The 16,924-nt window shown below is 63.4% G+C and carries 16 protein-coding genes and 1 pseudogene; 14 read left to right on the top strand and 3 right to left on the bottom strand.

Annotation, left to right across the window (positions count from 1 at the left end; all coding sequences use genetic code 11):
• Nucleotides 1-250: 250 nt before the first annotated feature.
• The 6 genes and pseudogenes from H1204_RS10765 to H1204_RS10740 all read left to right on the top strand — a co-directional run.
• Nucleotides 251-1,567 (top strand): annotated as a pseudogene (locus H1204_RS10765) (NCS2 family permease); the annotation flags it as partial.
• A 256-nt stretch (nt 1,568-1,823) separates the two neighbouring features.
• Nucleotides 1,824-2,369 (top strand): winged helix-turn-helix domain-containing protein, encoded by a 546-nt coding sequence (locus tag H1204_RS51265; protein WP_243468474.1) that lies wholly within the window; start codon nt 1,824-1,826, stop codon nt 2,367-2,369.
• Nucleotides 2,297-2,881: an IS630 family transposase gene (locus tag H1204_RS51260; RefSeq protein WP_243468616.1), complete on the top strand. Its 585-nt coding sequence runs from the start codon at nt 2,297-2,299 to the stop codon at nt 2,879-2,881. The genes H1204_RS51265 and H1204_RS51260 overlap by 73 nt, the downstream gene beginning before the upstream one ends.
• 511 nt (nt 2,882-3,392) lie before the next feature.
• The gene (locus tag H1204_RS10750; RefSeq protein WP_346015741.1) at nt 3,393-3,995 is read left to right on the top strand and encodes a metalloregulator ArsR/SmtB family transcription factor; all 603 of its coding nucleotides are present in this window, start codon (nt 3,393-3,395) and stop codon (nt 3,993-3,995) included.
• Complete coding sequence (locus tag H1204_RS10745; RefSeq protein WP_180728296.1) at nt 3,902-4,330, top strand: SRPBCC domain-containing protein; 429 nt, start codon at nt 3,902-3,904, stop codon at nt 4,328-4,330. Before H1204_RS10750 ends, H1204_RS10745 begins: the two co-directional genes overlap by 94 nt.
• Nucleotides 4,331-4,381: 51 nt before the next feature.
• Nucleotides 4,382-5,158 carry a thioredoxin family protein gene (locus H1204_RS10740; protein WP_180728295.1) on the top strand — a complete coding sequence of 259 codons (777 nt, stop codon included), beginning with the start codon at nt 4,382-4,384 and terminating at the stop codon, nt 5,156-5,158.
• A 45-nt stretch (nt 5,159-5,203) separates the two neighbouring features.
• Here the strand turns inward: H1204_RS10740 and H1204_RS10735 are convergent, their stop codons facing one another.
• Together H1204_RS10735 and H1204_RS10730 are read right to left on the bottom strand one after the other, a co-directional pair.
• Complete coding sequence (locus H1204_RS10735; protein ID WP_180728294.1) at nt 5,204-5,386, bottom strand: hypothetical protein; 183 nt, start codon at nt 5,384-5,386, stop codon at nt 5,204-5,206.
• 150 nt (nt 5,387-5,536) lie between these two features.
• Nucleotides 5,537-6,442: an NAD-dependent epimerase/dehydratase family protein gene (locus tag H1204_RS10730; protein ID WP_180728293.1), complete on the bottom strand. Its 906-nt coding sequence runs from the start codon at nt 6,440-6,442 to the stop codon at nt 5,537-5,539.
• Nucleotides 6,443-6,856: 414 nt separating this feature from the next.
• Between H1204_RS10730 and hutH the strand changes: the two genes are divergently transcribed.
• The 8 genes from hutH to H1204_RS10690 all read left to right on the top strand — a co-directional run bounded on the left by hutH (nt 6,857) and on the right by H1204_RS10690 (nt 16,009).
• Nucleotides 6,857-8,380, top strand: a complete 1,524-nt coding sequence (gene hutH / locus H1204_RS10725; RefSeq protein ID WP_180728292.1) for a histidine ammonia-lyase — start codon at nt 6,857-6,859, stop codon at nt 8,378-8,380.
• A gap of 26 nt (nt 8,381-8,406) precedes the next feature.
• Nucleotides 8,407-9,102, top strand: coding sequence for a histidine utilization repressor (gene hutC / locus H1204_RS10720; RefSeq protein ID WP_054930175.1), 696 nt, complete (start codon nt 8,407-8,409; stop codon nt 9,100-9,102).
• A 61-nt stretch (nt 9,103-9,163) separates the two neighbouring features.
• A complete protein-coding gene (gene hutU / locus H1204_RS10715) occupies nt 9,164-10,852 on the top strand; it encodes a urocanate hydratase (RefSeq protein WP_180728291.1) in 1,689 nt (562 codons plus the stop codon).
• Nucleotides 10,853-10,854: 2 nt separating this feature from the next.
• A complete protein-coding gene (locus H1204_RS10710) occupies nt 10,855-11,472 on the top strand; it encodes a HutD family protein (protein WP_180728290.1) in 618 nt (205 codons plus the stop codon).
• A 30-nt stretch (nt 11,473-11,502) separates the two neighbouring features.
• Nucleotides 11,503-12,726: an imidazolonepropionase gene (gene hutI / locus H1204_RS10705; RefSeq protein WP_180728289.1), complete on the top strand. Its 1,224-nt coding sequence runs from the start codon at nt 11,503-11,505 to the stop codon at nt 12,724-12,726.
• Between the two features lie 25 nt (nt 12,727-12,751).
• Nucleotides 12,752-14,143 carry a formimidoylglutamate deiminase gene (locus H1204_RS10700; protein ID WP_180728288.1) on the top strand — a complete coding sequence of 464 codons (1,392 nt, stop codon included), beginning with the start codon at nt 12,752-12,754 and terminating at the stop codon, nt 14,141-14,143.
• A gap of 31 nt (nt 14,144-14,174) precedes the next feature.
• The gene (hutG, locus tag H1204_RS10695; protein ID WP_180728287.1) at nt 14,175-14,987 is read left to right on the top strand and encodes an N-formylglutamate deformylase; all 813 of its coding nucleotides are present in this window, start codon (nt 14,175-14,177) and stop codon (nt 14,985-14,987) included.
• Between the two features lie 359 nt (nt 14,988-15,346).
• On the top strand, nt 15,347-16,009 hold the full coding sequence (locus H1204_RS10690) for a hypothetical protein (RefSeq protein ID WP_180728286.1): 663 nt from the start codon (nt 15,347-15,349) through the stop codon (nt 16,007-16,009).
• A gap of 34 nt (nt 16,010-16,043) precedes the next feature.
• Here the strand turns inward: H1204_RS10690 and fnr are convergent, their stop codons facing one another.
• Nucleotides 16,044-16,820 carry a fumarate/nitrate reduction transcriptional regulator Fnr gene (gene fnr, locus H1204_RS10685; protein ID WP_180728285.1) on the bottom strand — a complete coding sequence of 259 codons (777 nt, stop codon included), beginning with the start codon at nt 16,818-16,820 and terminating at the stop codon, nt 16,044-16,046.
• Nucleotides 16,821-16,924: the final 104 nt, after the last annotated feature.

Here is a 16,924-nt window from a genome sequence, read left to right as displayed (position 1 = left end):
CGATCGATCGTCCAGCGACGGATTACCCGCCGTCACGAGGACGATGCGCACCTGCGCGCCATGCGGAAAGCGCAACACGCACTACATCTACTACTCAACGAGACGAACCTGATGACGGCGAGCCTGTGACGGCAGCCGTTTCGGCATGCTGATAAAGGAGGCACTCATCATGATGGAACCCCAGGCCCAGAGCATCGCGGAAGCCGGGAGCGAGGCGTTCGACAAGACTCGCGACCAGCCGGCGGCGTTCATTGACCGCTTTTTCGACATCACGGCGCGCGGCAGCACGGGACGCCAGGAAATCGTCGCCGGCATCACGACGTTTCTCGCGATGGTCTATTCCGTGTTCGTCGTGCCGGGCATGTTCGGCAAGGCGGGCTTCGACACCAGCGCGGTGTTTGTCGCCGTGTGCCTGACGACGGCATTCGGCTCGCTGCTGATGGGCATCTGGGCGCGCCTGCCCATTGCGATCGGCTGCGCAATTTCGCTGACGGCCTTTACCGCGTTCGGGCTCGTGCTCGGCAAGGGCTTGCAGCCGAATGTCGCGCTCGGCGCGGTGTTCCTGATGGGCCTCGTATTCACCGGGATCTCGGTGACGGGTGTGCGCTCGTGGATTCTGCGCAATCTGCCTGCGGGCGTTGCGCATGGGACGGGCATCGGCATCGGTCTCTTTCTGCTGCTGATCGCCGCGAACGATGTCGGCCTCGTCGTGAAGAATCCTGGGCCGGGACTGCCCGTCGCGCTGGGGAATATCACGTCGTTGCCTGTGCTGATGTCGGTGGGCGGGCTCGCCGCCATCTTCGGTCTGGTGCGCCGCCGCGTGCCGGGGTCGATCCTGATCGTGATCGTCGCGATTTCGGCGCTTGCGTTGCTGCTCGATCCTGCTGTTGCGTTTCATGGTGTGTTCGCGCTGCCTTCGTTGAGTGCGCCGGGGCATGCGTCGCTGATCGGAGCGATGGATATCAAGGGCGCGTTGTCGCTTGCTGTGCTGCCTAGCGTGCTTGCGCTGGTGATGACGGCTGTGTTCGATGCGACGGGTACGATCCGCGCCGTTGCCGGGCAGGCTGGTCAGCTCGACGAGAATGGCCGCATTATCAACGGTGGCCGCGCGTTGACGGCTGATTCGCTCAGTTCGATTTTCTCGGGTTTTATGGGCGGGGCGCCGGCTGCTGCGTATATTGAGTCGACGGTTGGTGTTGCTGCGGGCGCGAAGACGGGACTGGCTGCGGCTGTCGTTGGGTTGCTGTTTCTCGTCGTGATGTTCTTTTCGCCGCTTGCCGCGCTTGTGCCTTCTTATGCTACTGCGCCTGCTTTGATGTATGTCGGGCTGCTGATGCTCTCCAGCGTGAGCAAGCTGCATATGGACGATATGGTCGATTCAATGTCGGGGCTCGTGTGTGCTGTTTTTATCGTGCTGACGGCTAATATCGTGACGGGCATCATGCTTGGGTTCTGTACGCTGGTGATTGGGCGTGTCGTTAGCGGGGAATGGCGCAAGCTCAATGTCGGGACGGTTGCGATTGCTGTTGTGCTTGCTGTGTTTTATCTCGGCGGGTGGGCGATCTGAAGTTTTTTTGTCTGCGACGCTGGGGTGGTGTTTTCGCCTTTGCGTTGGCGTCCGCGATTTGTTATCTAGCTTCAGGCGTCGCCCCTGTGCGGGGCGGCACCTACTTTTCTTTGCCGCCGCAAAGAAAAGTAGGCAAAAGAAAGCGGCTCACACCGCCAGCGCTAGTTCTTGCCTGAGGGCCCCCAACCGGTCTTATTCCATTTCTAATTCAATAGTGAAATAATAAGCGCACCTTTCTTGTGTTGAGGGATGTGCGATGGTTCGTCAAGCGAGTGGTGGTGAAGTTCTCGAAAGGGCGAAGCGGCTCGTGGTCGAGGCCAGGACGGTAGATGAATTGCGGCAGGCACAAGCAGTACTGTTACCGCTGGAATTCGGGCTGACGCTCGCGCAGACCGCGCAAGCGATTGGCGTGTCGGTCGGCTGGGCCTGTCAGTTGCGCCGGCGCTTCATCCTGGCGGGCGGGCTGCCTGAGGTCGACCGCCCCACGCCAGGTGGTCGCCGCCGGGAGAATATGACGCGAGAAGAAGAGGCGGCCTTTCTTGCGCCCTTCTTCGAGAAGGCCAGTGCGGGCGGCATCCTGGTGGTGGGCGAGATCAAGCAGGCGCTGGACGAACGACTTGGGCGCAAGGTTGCCCTGGCTTCCGCCTACAACCTGCTACACCGTCATGGCTGGCGCAAGCTGGCACCCGACAAGCGACACCCCCAGGCCGATGTGGCCGCCCAGGACGCCTGGAAAAAAAACTCCCCGACGTCATCCTCGAAATCGAGCGCGCGTGGCCGGGCCAAGGGGCGATCCGCCTGATGTTTCAGGACGAAGCGCGCTTCGGTCGCATCTCCGACACGCGGCGTTGCTGGTGCCCCAAACCCACTCGCCCGCTGTGTCAGGCGATGGTGACGCAGGAGTACACGTACGCTTATGCCGCCGTCTCCGTGACTGATGGCGCACTCGACTCGCTGATCCTGCCGCACGTCAATGGCGCCTGCATGCAGCTGTTTCTCGATGAGGTCTGCGCGCGTCATCCCGACGACCGAATCGTGATGGTCCTCGATGGCGCCGGGTGGCATCAGAGTGCTTCGCTCAGGCTGGCCCACAATCTGCGCCTGCTCACGCTCCCGCCGTACTCGCCTGAGCTCAATCCAGTTGAACATCTCTGGGACGATCTGCGGGAAAAGTCCTTTCACAACCGTGTCTTCGACAGCATCGACGCGCTCGAACACCATCTGTGTGACTCGCTTCGCGACCTTGAGCTGGACCATCAACGGGTTCGCTCCATCGTCGCGTGGCCTTGGATCATTAATTCACTGTTGAATTAGAAATAGAATTACGCTTCACACGGCAGCATTTCTGTTCGCGTGCGTTGCCAACGCTTCAAATGCGCGCCTCACCCGCTTCAAACACCCGCACACGCGCTAGCGGCAGCGAACGGCATGTGCCGCCCAAGTGGCAAACTGTGTGTAGGTTGTCGCGGCGTATAGCTTGGCGCTCTTACAGGGTGGGACGCGTGCGCTATCGGTCCGGAGTGAGGCGTATGCAGTACTACGGCCTACACACAGTTTGCCACCTGGGCGGCGGTGGACTATCTGGCACGGCAGGCTGCAACGCGGGTGCATGATGCGGGTGATGCGTACAGAGAGAGCGTTGGCAACGAACATGGGTCACGTGATTGCCGTGTGAAGCGTAGGACCGGTTGGGGGCCCTCAGGCAAACACAAGGATTGGCGGTGTGAGCCGCTTTCTTTTGCCCCTACTTTTCTTTGCGGCGGCAAAGAAAAGTAGGTGCCGCCCCGCACAGGGGCGACGCTTGAAGCACGAAGGCAAATCGCGGATGCCAACGCGAAGGCCAAGAAACAAAACGGCGACGCGCGAAGCACGAGGCACGAAGGCAACACGCCGATGCCAACGCGAAACCCAAAACACCGCCCGGCAACGCCCGCGCCACGAAGGCTCGACCGCGAAGCGGCAAAAAAACCAAACCCTTGACACATCGCCCCAGCGACCTAAACTTAACCTCATGGTTAAGTTACAAGACCTTGATCGCACGTTCGCCGCGCTAGCGGACCCAACCCGCCGCGCGCTACTCGCGCGTCTATCGGAAAGGGGAGACGTGTCAGTCTCCCAACTCGCAGAACCATTCGCCATGTCTCTGCCGGCCGTCATGAAGCATCTCGACGTGCTGGCCGACGCGGGCCTCATCACTCGCACCAAGACGGGCCGCACAGTCTCATGCCGTCTGTCCGCCGCGCCGATGGAGCAGGCCATGTCCTGGCTGCAACGCTATCAGCAGTTCTGGTCCGAAGCACTCGATCAACTGGCCGCCTATGTGGAGGAGCCGTCATGTCCGCCCGCCCCAGTCTCACGCTCCAGCGACACATCAACGCGTCGCCGGAAAAAGTCTTCAGTGCGTGGACCGACCCGCAGCAGATCATGAAGTGGCTGCATCCCGGCGGCTGCGACGTGATCCTCTCGGAGATGGAGTTGAAGGTGGGCGGCCGCTTTCACATGATCATGCGCGCGCCGGACGGCGAAATGCATGACGTGAGTGGCCTGTTCCGTGAAGTCGCGGTCAACGAAAAGCTCGTCTATAGCTGGGCATTCCACTCGACGCCGGAACGTGAGTCCATCGTCACGTTTTCGCTGAAAGCCGATGGCGACGGCACATGGCTCACGCTCACGCACGAACAGTTCTTTGACGAAGCCGCGCGCGACGCGCATCGCGGCGGATGGACGGAAGCGCTCGACGGACTCGAACGCTATTTCTCGTGAAGGCCGCGACCGATTGCAAACAGCGATACGGCCGCGCAACTGGAGGAGCAGATGGAAGAGCACAAGATCGTTTCACGCGAAGCATGGCTGGCCGCGCAACGCGCGCATCTGGCGGAGGAAAAGGCTTTTACGCGCGCCCGTGACGCGCTCGTCAAGAAGCGTCAGGCGCTGCCGTGGATGAAGGTCGACAAGGCCTACACGTTCGATACGCGCGAAGGCACGAAGACGCTTGCCGACCTGTTCGCGGGACGCAGCCAGTTGATCGTCTATCACTTCATGCTCGGGCCGGACTGGGAGCAGGGCTGTCCCGGCTGCTCGTTCCTGTCGGATCACATCGACGGCGCGCTCGTGCATCTCGCGCACCGCGACGTGACGTATGTGGCCGTTTCGCGCGCGCCGCTCGAGAAGATAGATGCGTACAAAACACGCATGGGATGGCAGTTCCCTTGGGTGTCGTCGTTCGGCAGCGACTTCAATTACGACTTCGACGTGTCGTTCGCGCCGGAGCAGGAAGCGCATGGCAAAGTCGTCTACAACTTCGAGACGCAGGACTATGCGTGCGACGAACTGCCCGGCATGAGCGTGTTTTACCGCAACGACAAGGGCGAGATCTTTCGCACGTTCTCGTCATACGGTCGTGGCGGCGAGCCGCTGATCGGCACGTATACGCTGCTCGATTTCGTGCCGAAGGGCCGCGATGAGGACGAGAACAAGATGATGGGCTGGCTGCGCCGTCACGACAGCTATGACGACGGCGTGACGGGCAAGACGCTGGCGCAGGAAAAACAGCAGACGGGCGCCTGCTGTCATGACGCGGCGCACAAGTGATGGGCTCTCAGGCGTGGAAGGCGGCCTGCCATTCCGGACCCGCGTTCAAAGCGACATTTCGAACGCGGGCCTGAGAAACTCCTGGATGCCCATCACGACGAGACCCATCGCGCCCGACGCGAGCGTCAGCGTGCCGTACTCGTCGTAGCGCGAGTCGTACAGGCACGCGACCACGAACAGAATCGCGAGCAGATTGGTCAGCCAGTCGAAATTGAGTGCAAGCAACATTGAATGATCCGGGCTCGAGCCGAAAGATCGAGGTTGTCATCAACCTGATCGAACATCGCCGATTCTAGCGATGCGAGCTTACGGATACGCAACAGCCTGGCTTACAACGTGTGCGCTGGCCAACGTTCTACGCGCGGTTCGACGCGTGTTTTACGCGTCTTTCGTCATGTCGTTCTCGATCCACTCGATCACCGACGTGTGCGTCGGCTGCCAGTCGAGCAGTTTGCGTGCGCGGGTGCCGCGCACGCGGCTGTTCGAGCCGAGACCATACGACGCCATTTCGTAGCCCCATTCGTCGATCGCCTGATCGAGCGGCCAGTCTTGAGCCGGGCCGAGGTGCATTGCTTTGGCGATCGCGTCCGTCATCTCGCGGAACGACGCTTCGCCGCTTTCGACGAAATAGAAGGTGCCCGCCGGGCTGTTGTCGAGCGCGAGCCGATACAGCTCTACCACGTCGTCGATAAAGACATTCGACCAGATGTTGCCGCCGCTGCCCACATGCCGCACGATGCCGCTCTTTTGCGCCTGGCGCACGAGTCGTGGCAGTTGCACGCTCGCGCTGCCTTTGACGGCGCCATGCCCGTAGATCAGCGTGTTGCATAGCACCGACGAGCGGATGCCGCGTTTTGCCGCGTCGAGCACGAGGTTGTCGATTGCGACGCGCGGGGCCTTGTCTGCCGTCGGCTCGGGTAGCGCGTCTTCCGTGTAGATCTTCGCGTCGCCGCGCTCGCCGCCCGACGCATCGCCGACTATGCTCGAACCGCTCGTATGCAGAAACGGCTTGCCGGAGCCCTCCAGACCTTCGATCAGCGCTTCCACCGCGCCGCGATGGTCGCTGCTTGCCGCATTGATGACGGCATCGGCGGCTTTGGCTTGCGCGATCAGCAAGTCGCGGTCGTCGAGCGTGCCGACCACAGGCTGGATGCCGAGGCGCTTCAGTTCAGCCGCATGCTCCGGGTTGCGGATCAGGCCCGTCACACGATGACCCGCGCGCACGAGACCCGCCGCAATCGATCCGCCGATAAAGCCACTTGCGCCAGTGATGAAGATGTTCAAGACGTTCTCCTTTGAGAGAAAACTGGGAATGACTTGAGTATGGAGGCGGGCGAGTTTTGCAAAAAGTGGGCTGGTTTCAAATCAATCTTGATCTGGAGTCAAGAATGGCGATCGAGGAGAAACGCTGCGGCCATGTTCGGTGACCGGCCGACCGCGACAAGGCCGCTTTTTGTCCGCTTGCCAACCCGAAAATTGAACGTGTATATACAAGTTATCGGACTTTCTCTGGCAAGACTGCACCTGAACCGAGCTCGCTGCCGCAACCAGACAGGGCGGGCCAAACTGCCAGAACCATGCCAGCAAACCCGCTGCCCCTAATGGAAAGTCCCTATCTCAAACCCCAAAATTTGAGTTGTATATACAAGCTGACGCGGCTACACTTTCTCAAAATTTGTATAGACAGGAACTCACATCATGATCCTTACGCCCGGCACCCTGACTTTGTCCCAACTGCGCCAGATCGCTCGCGAGCAGGTCACGTTGGAACTCGATCCCGCGAGCTTCGCCGACATCGACGCATGCGCTCAAGCCGTCGCGGACATCGCCGCGAAGGGCGAGCCGGCGTACGGCATCAATACGGGCTTCGGCCGTCTCGCGAGCACGCACATTCCGCACGATCAGCTCGAACTGCTGCAGCGCAATCTGGTGCTCTCGCACGCCGTCGGCGTCGGTGAGCCGATGTCGCGGCCCGTCGTGCGCCTGTTGATCGCGCTCAAGCTGTCGAGTCTCGGCCGCGGTCACTCGGGCATCCGCCGCGAAGTGATGGAGGCGCTCATCAAGCTGTTCAACGCCGACGTGCTGCCCGTGATTCCCGTGAAGGGCTCGGTCGGCGCATCGGGCGACCTCGCGCCGCTCGCGCATATGTCGGCCGTGCTGCTCGGCGTCGGTGAAGTGTTCGCGAAGGGCGAGCGCGTCCCGGCGACGGAAGGCCTGCGCCTCGTCGGCCTGAAGCCGCTGACGCTGCAAGCGAAGGAAGGCCTCGCGCTGCTGAACGGCACGCAGGCATCGACGGCGCTCGCGCTGTACAACATGTTCGCGATCGAGGATCTGTACCGCACGGGTCTGGTGGCGGGTGCGCTCTCGGTGGACGCGGCAATGGGCTCCGTCAAACCGTTCGATCACCGCATTCACGCACTGCGCGGCCATCAAGGCCAGATCGACGCCGCCGCTGCGTATCGCACGCTGCTCGAAGGCTCGGCCATCAACGTGTCGCACGCCGACTGCGACAAGGTGCAAGACCCGTACAGCCTGCGCTGCCAGCCGCAAGTCATGGGCGCGTGCCTCGACCAGATGCGCGCCGCTGCGCAAGTGCTGCTCGTCGAAGCGAACGCCGTGTCGGATAACCCGCTGATTTTCCCGGATACGGGCGAAGTGCTGTCGGGCGGCAACTTCCACGCTGAACCCGTCGCGTTCGCCGCCGACAACCTCGCGCTCGCCGTAGCGGAAATCGGCGCGCTTGCCGAGCGCCGGATCGCGCTGCTGATCGACGCGACGCTGTCGGGCCTGCCGCCGTTCCTCGTCAAGGATGGTGGCGTGAACTCGGGCTTCATGATCGCGCACGTCACGGCTGCCGCGCTCGCATCGGAGAACAAGACACTGGCTCACCCGGCTTCCGTCGATTCGCTGCCCACGTCCGCCAATCAGGAAGATCACGTGTCGATGGCGACGTTCGCCGCGCGCAAGCTCGCCGACATCGCCGAGAACACCGCGAACATCCTGTCGATCGAACTGCTCGCCGCCGCGCAAGGCGTCGATCTGCGTGCGCCGCACAAGACCAGCCCGTCGCTGCAAAAGGTGATGGACACGATCCGCGCTCAGGTCGCGCACTACGAACTCGATCACTACTTCGCGCCTGACATCGCGGCGTGCACGAAGCTCGTACAAGACGGCACGATCGCGGCGCACAGCCCGTTCTCGTTCATCTCCGAGCAACGTTAATTCATCCGCATAGCGAGACGCCCGGCATGAACGCACCGGCCTATCAGGGAATCAAGGACTTCATCCTCGCCCGCATTCACGCGGGCGAATGGAGCGAAGGCCATCAGGTTCCATCGGAGAACGAGCTTGCGCGCGAATTCAACGTCGCGCGCATGACGGTCAACCGGGCGTTGCGTGAATTGACGGCCGATCAGGTGCTCACGCGCGTTCAGGGCTCGGGCACGTTCGTCGCGCGGCCGAAGTACGAGTCGACGCTGGTGGCGATCCGCAGCATCTCCGACGAGATCGTCGCGCGTGGCCATCGTTATCACGCGAAGGTGCTGCACGTGGGCGCCGCGATCGCCGACGAAGAACTCGCTGCTGAAATGCAGGTGAGTGCGGGCAACCCGATCTTTCATTCGCGCGTGCTGCACTTCGAGAACGACGAACCCGTCCAGCTCGAAGAGCGCTGGGTGAACCCGGCCGTCGCGCCCGAATATGCGTTGCAGGACTTCACCAACACGACGCCTAACCAGTATCTCGTGCGCGTCGCGCCGCTGCAGCGCGTCGAGTACCGCATCGAAGCAGCCGCGCCGGATGCCGACACCCGCCGGCATCTGACGATGGACGACGCCGAACCTTGCCTCGTGCTGCATCGGCGCACGTGGTCGCAGGGTGTGGTCGCTTCGGTGGCCAACCTTTGGCATCCGGGCAACCGCTACCGGTTCACCGGCCACTTTTGAATTCCAGTTTCCGTTCAATCTTCGACTCCGTTACCGAGTTATCAGCGCTTCCGAGGGCATCATGAACAACCCGAAACACATCGACCCGCGTCTCGACCCGACCCGCACGATCCGCGCACCGCGTGGCAGCGAGAAAACCTGCAAGACCTGGATCGCGGAAGCCGCGTACCGGATGATCCAGAACAACCTGGACCCGGAAGTGGCCGAGCATCCGCATGCGCTCGTCGTGTATGGCGGCATCGGGCGCGCGGCGCGTAACTGGGATTGCTTCGATCAGATCCTCACGTCGCTGAAGGACCTCGAAGAGAACGAGACGCTGCTGATTCAATCGGGTAAGCCCGTTGGCGTGTTCCGCACGCATGCCGATGCGCCGCGCGTGCTGCTCGCGAACTCGAATCTCGTGCCGCACTGGGCGAACTGGGATCACTTCCACGAACTCGACCGCAAGGGCCTGATGATGTACGGCCAGATGACGGCGGGCAGCTGGATCTACATCGGTAGCCAGGGCATCGTGCAGGGCACGTATGAGACATTCTTCTCGGTGGCGAACCAGCACTTCAACGGCGACCCGAAGGGCCGCTGGATCCTGACGGGCGGCCTCGGCGGCATGGGTGGCGCGCAGCCGCTCGCGGCGACGATGGCGGGCTTCTCGATGATCGCCGTCGAATGCGATGAGTCGCGCATCGACTTCCGTCTGAAGACGCGTTATGTCGACAAGAAGGCGATGACGCTCGACGAAGCGCTCGCAATGATCGAAGAAGCGAAGAAGACGGGCACGCCCGTATCGATCGGCTTGCTCGGCAATGCCGCCGACGTATTCGCCGAACTCGTGAAGCGTAACATCACGCCGGACTGCGTGACCGACCAGACCAGCGCGCACGACCCGATTCACGGCTACCTGCCGCAAGGCTGGAACATCGAAGACTGGCGCGAGCGCATGAAGACGGACCCGCAGAGCATCGTGACGCCCGCCAAGCAGTCGATGGCCAAGCAGGTGCAAGCGATGCTCACGCTGCAGGAACGCGGCGCCGCGACGCTCGACTACGGCAACAACATCCGTCAGATGGCGCTGGAAATGGGCGTGCAGAACGCGTTCGATTTCCCCGGCTTCGTGCCCGCGTATATCCGTCCGCTGTTCTGCGAAGGCAAGGGCCCGTTCCGCTGGGTCGCGCTGTCGGGCGATCCGGAAGACATCTACAAGACGGATGCGAAGGTCAAGGAACTGATCCCCGACGATCCGCACCTGCACAACTGGCTCGACATGGCGCGCGAACGCATCGCGTTCCAGGGCTTGCCGGCGCGTATCTGCTGGGTTGGCGTGAAGGATCGCTATCGTCTGGGCCAGGCGTTCAACGAAATGGTCAAGAACGGCGAACTGAAGGCGCCGATCGTCATCGGCCGCGATCACCTGGATACGGGCTCCGTTGCAAGCCCCAACCGCGAAACGGAATCGATGAAGGACGGCTCGGACGCCGTCAGCGACTGGCCGCTGCTCAACGCACTGCTGAACACGGCAGGCGGCGCATCGTGGGTGTCGCTGCATCATGGCGGCGGTGTCGGCATGGGCTTCAGCCAGCACTCGGGCGTCGTGATCGTCGCCGATGGTTCGGATGCCGCGCATGAGCGCCTCGGCCGCGTGCTGTTCAACGACCCCGCAACGGGCGTGATGCGTCACGCGGATGCCGGCTACGAACTCGCGCAGTCGACCGCTCGCGAAGCCGGTCTCAAGCTGCCGATGCTGGGCCGCTGATCGTGTCCGCGACGCCATCGTCTGCAAGCGTGTCGCTGATTCGCGGCGCGGACCTCGTGGCGTCGCCGTGGAAGAACGGCGGCGGCGTCACGCGCGAAGTTGCCGCGTTCCCCGAGGGCGCGGCGCTCGACGCGTTCGTGTGGCGCGTGAGCGTCGCCGATGTCGCGCAAGCCGGTCCGTTCTCGCGTTTCGTGGGAATCGACCGGACGCTCGTGCTGCTATCGGGCGCGGGCATGTTGCTCGATGAAGCGGGCGGTGCGACGCACGCGCTGCGCGAGCCGCTCGACATCGCGCGCTTCGAAGGCGAAACGGCCATCGATGCACGTCTCATCGACGGCGCGACGCGCGACTTCAACCTGATGGTGCGGCGTGGCACGGCAACGGGCGATGTTGCAATCTGGCGCGACGAAATGCGCGCAGAACTTGACGCCGACGTCGTGCTGCTGTTTTGCACGCAAGGCGAGTTGCTCGTCATCATGGGCGACCATGCTCATGCCACGACGCTCGTGAGCAATGACACCTTGCGCATCGACAACGCCCGCGCGCTGTCGTGCGAAGTCAAAGGGAAGGGCGCGTTGCTCGCCGTCAGCATCCGCTACACCGACACATCGCAAGCCTGAGCGCTTGCCCAAATCACAGACAGCCCTGCCATGAAGCAAACCGTCTGGAACCATCTGAAGCTCTGTCCGCAGGGCGATCCCAATCAAACGATCGACGACGCCGCGATCGCCGTCGAAAAAAACGGCCGCATCGCGTGGCTCGGTTCGTCGCGCGAGTTGCCCGCGCAATACGCCGGGTGGCCGCGCGAAGACCTGGGCGGCGCGTGGGTGACGCCCGGTCTCGTCGATTGCCATACGCATCTCGTCTACGGCGGCCAGCGCGCCGACGAATTCGCGCAGCGTCTCGCGGGCGTCAGCTACGAAGCCATCGCGAAGCAGGGCGGCGGCATCGTCTCGACGGTGCGCGCCACGCGTGCCGCCGATGAAGCGTCGCTGTTCGCGCAGTCGGCCGCGCGCCTCGAAGCGATGCTCGCCGAAGGCGTCACGGCCATCGAAATCAAATCCGGCTACGGCCTCGATCTGCCAACCGAGCGCAAGATGCTGCGCGTCGCGCGGCAACTCGGCGAGCGTTACCCGGTGACGGTGTACACGACGTTTCTCGGCGCGCATGCGTTGCCGCCGGAATTCGCGGGCCGCGCCGACGATTACATCGACGAAGTCTGCGAGCGCATGTTGCCCGCACTGGCCGACGAAGGGCTCGTCGATGCCGTCGATGTATTCTGCGAGCGCATCGGCTTTTCGCTCGAACAGAGCGAGCGCGTGTTCAATGCCGCTGCGCGTCGCGGGCTGCCCGTCAAGATGCACGCGGAGCAGTTGTCGAACGGTGGCGGCACCGCGCTGGCGGCGCGGCATCGCGCATTGTCGGCGGATCACCTGGAGTTTCTCGACGAAGCGGGCGTCGCCGCCATGAAGGAAGCGGGCACGGTCGCCGTGCTGCTGCCTGGCGCGTTCTACTTCATCCGCGAAACGCAGTTGCCTCCGCTCGAACTGTTGCGCCGTTATGAAGTGCCCATCGCGATTTCGACGGACAGCAATCCGGGCACCTCGCCTTCGACCTCATTGCCGCTGATGATGAACATGGCGACCACGCTGTTCCGCATGACCGTGCCCGAAGTGCTGCAAGGCGTGACGCGCCACGCGGCGCAGGCACTTGGCAAGGCGGATACGCATGGCGTGCTCGCCGTGGGCCGTGCCGCCGATTTCGCGGTGTGGTCGGTGCAATCGCTCGCGGAACTTGCTTACTGGATTGGACGGCCGCTGTGCGAGCGCGTCGTGCGCGGCGGCGACACCGTCTATAAGCGTCGGGCGCGCTGAGCGCGACGCGAGAATGGGATCGACTATGACTCAAGCCACTCAATCGCTTTTTGCCGATCACGCGTATCTGCCCGAAGGCTGGCGGCGCGACGTGCTGCTGCAATGGGACGCGCAAGGCGCGCTGGTTTCGGTGACACCCGATGCGCAAGCGCCCGCGGGCGTCGCGAAAGCCAGCGGTCCTGTATTGCCCGGCATGCCAAACTTGCATTCGCACGCGTTCCAGCGCGCGATGGCGGGCCTCACCGAATACCGCGCGAACGCGACCGATAACTTCTGGAGCTGGCGCGACCTGATGTATCGATTCGCCGCGCGCATCACGCCGGAAGGGCTCGCGTCGATCGCGCAATGGCTTTACATCGAGATGCTGAAGGCGGGCTATACGTCCGTCTGCGAATTCCATTACGTGCATCACATGCAGGACGGCAAGCGCTACGCGAACGACGCAGAACTCGCGCAACGCGTGGTCGATGCAGCGGGCGCGAGCGGCATCGGCATCACGATGTTGCCCGTGCTGTATCAGTACGCGGGCTTCGGCGCGCAACCGCCGCGCGACGACCAGCGCCGCTTCATCAACACGCCCGACAGTCTGCTCGGGTTGCTCGACACGCTGCGCCGCGCGCGTCCCGAGCATGGCGCGCTGCGCTATGGCGTCGCGCCGCATTCGTTGCGCGCGGTGTCGAACGATTCGCTGCGCGAGTTGTTGAGTGGACTCGACGCGATGTCGCCCGGCGCGCCTGTGCACATCCATATCGCCGAGCAAACGGCGGAAGTCGACGCGTGCGTCGCAACGGAAGGCGCGCGGCCCGTGCAGTGGCTGCTCGACCGCTTCGATGTCGACGCGCGCTGGTGCCTCGTGCACGCGACGCATGTCGACGCGAATGAAACGGCTGCGCTCGCGAAGAGCGGCGCGATCGCAGGCCTGTGCCTGACCACGGAAGCAAACCTCGGCGACGGCATCTTTCCGGCGCACGATTATCTGGAGCAAAAGGGGCGCATCGGCGTCGGCAGCGACAGCCATATCGGTGTCGACTGGCGCGCGGAACTGCGGCTGCTCGAATACGGTCAACGTCTGTCGAGACGGCAGCGCAACGTGCTTGCGTCGGCTGAGATGCCGCGCGTCGCGGATCGGCTGTTTGCGGCGTCGCTGGAAGGCGGCGCGCTCGCGACGGGCCGAGCGGTGGGCGCATTGCGCACGGGCGCGCGTGCGGACTTCATCGTGCTCGATGCGGATCACGCGAGCATCGCCGAGCATGCGAACGACGCATGGCTTTCGGGTGTCGTATTCTGTGAGCACGGCGAGACGCCGATTCGCGATGTCTACGCGGGCGGCGCGAAAGTCGTCGACAACCGCAGGCATCGCGACGAAGAGCACGCGTATGCGCACTATCGCGCGGCGCTCGCCGACCTGCTGAAGTGAACCCGAGTCAACCTTGATAAGCACCGACGACATGACCGCCACCGATACCTTGCCCGTCTTCTCGCTGCATCGGGGAAGCCTGCCGTTCCTGATCTCGATCCCGCATCTGGGCACGCGTCTTCCCGCCGATATCGCCGCGCAGATGACGCCCGTCGCCGCGCGCACCGACGATTGCGACTGGCATCTGGACCGCCTGTACGCGTTCGCAAAACGCATGGGCGCGTCGATCCTCACGCCGACCTATGCGCGTTACGTGATCGATCTGAACCGTCCGCCCGATGGCGCCAACCTCTATCCGGGGCAGGACACGACAGGCCTGCTGCCCGTCGATACGTTCGACAAGGAACCGCTCTATCGCGACGGCTACCTGCCCGACGACGCCGAAGTTGCGCGACGCCGCGACCTGTACTGGAAGCCGTATCACGAAGCCTTGCAGGGCGAGCTGGCGGCGCTGAAGGCGCAGCACGGCAAGGTGCTGCTGTGGGAAGCCCATTCGATCCGCTCGCATGTGCCGCGATTCTTCGATGGCCGCTTGCCCGATTTCAACTTCGGCACGTCGAACGGCGCAAGCGCGGCGCCGGGGCTCGCCGAAGCACTGGCGAAGATCGTCGACGGGCATGGCGGCTATACGGCCATCGCGAACGGCCGCTTCAAAGGCGGCTATATCACGCGCCACTATGGCCAGCCCGCGCAGAACGTGCATGCGGTACAGCTCGAGCTGTCGCAGATTACGTATATGCAGGAACAGATGCCGTATGCGTATGACGATGCGCTCGCCGGCAAAATCGAGCCGCTGCTCGAAAAGCTCGTGAAGACGGCGCTCGCGCACGTCGCGGCGGCCTGAAGAACGCGTGCGCGCGGGCTCGGCCTTGTGCGCAGCGACCTCGCAGGCGTCCGTCCGGACGCCTCGTTCCTCTCCCTTGATGTGCCGCGTGGCAAAATCCACATGGCGAAATTCATCCGTCCTCGCGCCTCTGTGCGGAACGCCGCCCGTTCGCCAGGGTCAATCCTCAGTGAAACGCCCATGCGCCGCGGCGCGCGCCACGGTTGTCGTTGCGCAGCAACCGCGTAGCGAATCCGGTTGCGCGCCGCATGGCGATGCGACTATCGTTGTCGGACGCGGCGCCCGGGCATGCGCGTTGCGGTGCGTGTGGCCCGATCAACGCAGGCTTAGCAGCAAGACTGATGAAGGAAGACCCAGCGATGGAATATTCCGACGAATCCCTGCTTCCCATCTGGCGGGCCAATCTGGCGTTGCTGACGCGGGAGGTCGGCGCGGTCACGCGGCTTGCGCGGATGATGACGTTTTCGGCGTCGTATCTGAAGCTGATGCTCGCCGCCCAGCGCGACTTCAGCGAGGAATTCGTGCGCGGCGTCGAATCCGTGACGGGGCTGCCCGCCGGCTGGATGGATGCGCCGCACGAACCCGCGGACGTGCCGGACAATGCGCGTGAAGCGATCGACAACGAAACGCCGCTCGCGCGTTTTCGCGGCACGGCGCATCCGGTACGCAAAAAATCGGTGCTGCGTCCACCGGAGCCGATTTTCGGACAGCAGCCGCAGCGCCGTCCGGAAGACGAAGTCGCCGAGGCCGAACTGCATCGGCGCCAGGCGTATTTCCGCAAGGTACGCGACCTCGCCGTGCAGGAAGTGCGGCGCTTCGAGCGCTCGCTGACGCATCCGACCGTCGAGTTCGCATCGGTGCGTTCCAAAGTCGAAGACGTGCTGTCGGCCGCCGAGCTCGATGATCCCATTCACGCGGATCTGGCCGGTCGCCTCGAACAGATCGACAAGCATCGGAACATGCTGCTGCGTCACACGGAGCGGTTGCACGCATTGCTCGTGCAACTGGGCGAAGAGGGATGAACGCGTAGCGTAGCAGCCTGTATCGCATGACGTGTCACAGCCGCGCGAGCGCGCCGCTGTCCAGAATGCGAATCTGCTTGCCGCGCGCCTGTACGAGCCTTTCCTGATGCAGCCTGGAGAACATGCGGCTCGCCGTTTCGAGCGTGATGCCCATGTAGCTGCCGATCTCACTGCGCGTCATGCGCATGTTGAACTCCGTGGCGGAATAGCCGCGCGTGCCGTAGCGGTCGGCGAGATTCAGCAGGAACGCCGCGACACGCTGCTCGGCGCGCATCGTGCCGAGCAGCATGATCATGTTCGATTCGCGGACGATCTCGCGGCTCATGACCCTGTGCAGATGCCGCTGCATCGGCTTGATCTCGCGGCACAGGTCTTCGAGCGACTCGAACGGAATCACACAGACGGTGCTGCGCTCGAGCGCGATGGCGCCGCACAGATGCTGCCCGCCGACGATCCCGTCAAGTCCTAGCATTTCCCCGGCGATCTGAAAGCCCGTCACCTGTTCGCGTCCTTCGCGATGCATGACGACCGTCTTGAACGAGCCGCTGCGCAGGATGTAGACGTTGTGAAACGGATCGTTCGCGCGATAGAGACTCGCGCCGCGCTGCACGGTGCGCACTTCCTGAACCAGCAAATCGACTTGCGCGAGCTCCTCGGCGCTCAGTTCGCCAGGATTGCAGAGCGGGCTGATCGCACATTGCGAGCAGCGCGGCACGGGATGCTGCGTGCTGCCCGGCTGGAACCTGCGCACGAAGTCGGTTGCCTGTGTGAACGGCGAGGGCGTGATCGTCGGTGCGTCGGCAAGTAGCATGGTGGCCTCCTTTCGGGAATGCGCGTGCGGGCCATGATGCACGCGCGATGAAATGGTGTCGTACGGCGTCCGCGTCGCTGCAGCTGGACAGCACGGCACGCAAT

Source organism: Paraburkholderia sp. PGU19 (genome assembly GCF_013426915.1).
Lineage (GTDB): Bacteria > Pseudomonadota > Gammaproteobacteria > Burkholderiales > Burkholderiaceae > Paraburkholderia.
The sequence above is the reverse complement of the archived record's forward strand: the minus strand, read 5'-3'. Positions and strand labels throughout refer to the sequence as shown.

Coding starts and splice junctions, on each gene's coding strand:
- H1204_RS51265 (WP_243468474.1), top strand. CDS start 1,824: ATGGTTCGTCAAGCGAGTGGTGGTGAAGTTCTCGAAAGGGCGAAGCGG.
- H1204_RS10750 (WP_346015741.1), top strand. CDS start 3,393: ATGCCAACGCGAAGGCCAAGAAACAAAACGGCGACGCGCGAAGCACGA.
- H1204_RS10745 (WP_180728296.1), top strand. CDS start 3,902: ATGTCCGCCCGCCCCAGTCTCACGCTCCAGCGACACATCAACGCGTCG.
- H1204_RS10740 (WP_180728295.1), top strand. CDS start 4,382: ATGGAAGAGCACAAGATCGTTTCACGCGAAGCATGGCTGGCCGCGCAA.
- H1204_RS10735 (WP_180728294.1), bottom strand. CDS start 5,386: ATGTTGCTTGCACTCAATTTCGACTGGCTGACCAATCTGCTCGCGATT.
- hutH (WP_180728292.1), top strand. CDS start 6,857: ATGATCCTTACGCCCGGCACCCTGACTTTGTCCCAACTGCGCCAGATC.
- hutC (WP_054930175.1), top strand. CDS start 8,407: ATGAACGCACCGGCCTATCAGGGAATCAAGGACTTCATCCTCGCCCGC.
- hutU (WP_180728291.1), top strand. CDS start 9,164: ATGAACAACCCGAAACACATCGACCCGCGTCTCGACCCGACCCGCACG.
- hutI (WP_180728289.1), top strand. CDS start 11,503: ATGAAGCAAACCGTCTGGAACCATCTGAAGCTCTGTCCGCAGGGCGAT.
- H1204_RS10700 (WP_180728288.1), top strand. CDS start 12,752: ATGACTCAAGCCACTCAATCGCTTTTTGCCGATCACGCGTATCTGCCC.
- hutG (WP_180728287.1), top strand. CDS start 14,175: ATGACCGCCACCGATACCTTGCCCGTCTTCTCGCTGCATCGGGGAAGC.
- H1204_RS10690 (WP_180728286.1), top strand. CDS start 15,347: ATGGAATATTCCGACGAATCCCTGCTTCCCATCTGGCGGGCCAATCTG.
- fnr (WP_180728285.1), bottom strand. CDS start 16,820: ATGCTACTTGCCGACGCACCGACGATCACGCCCTCGCCGTTCACACAG.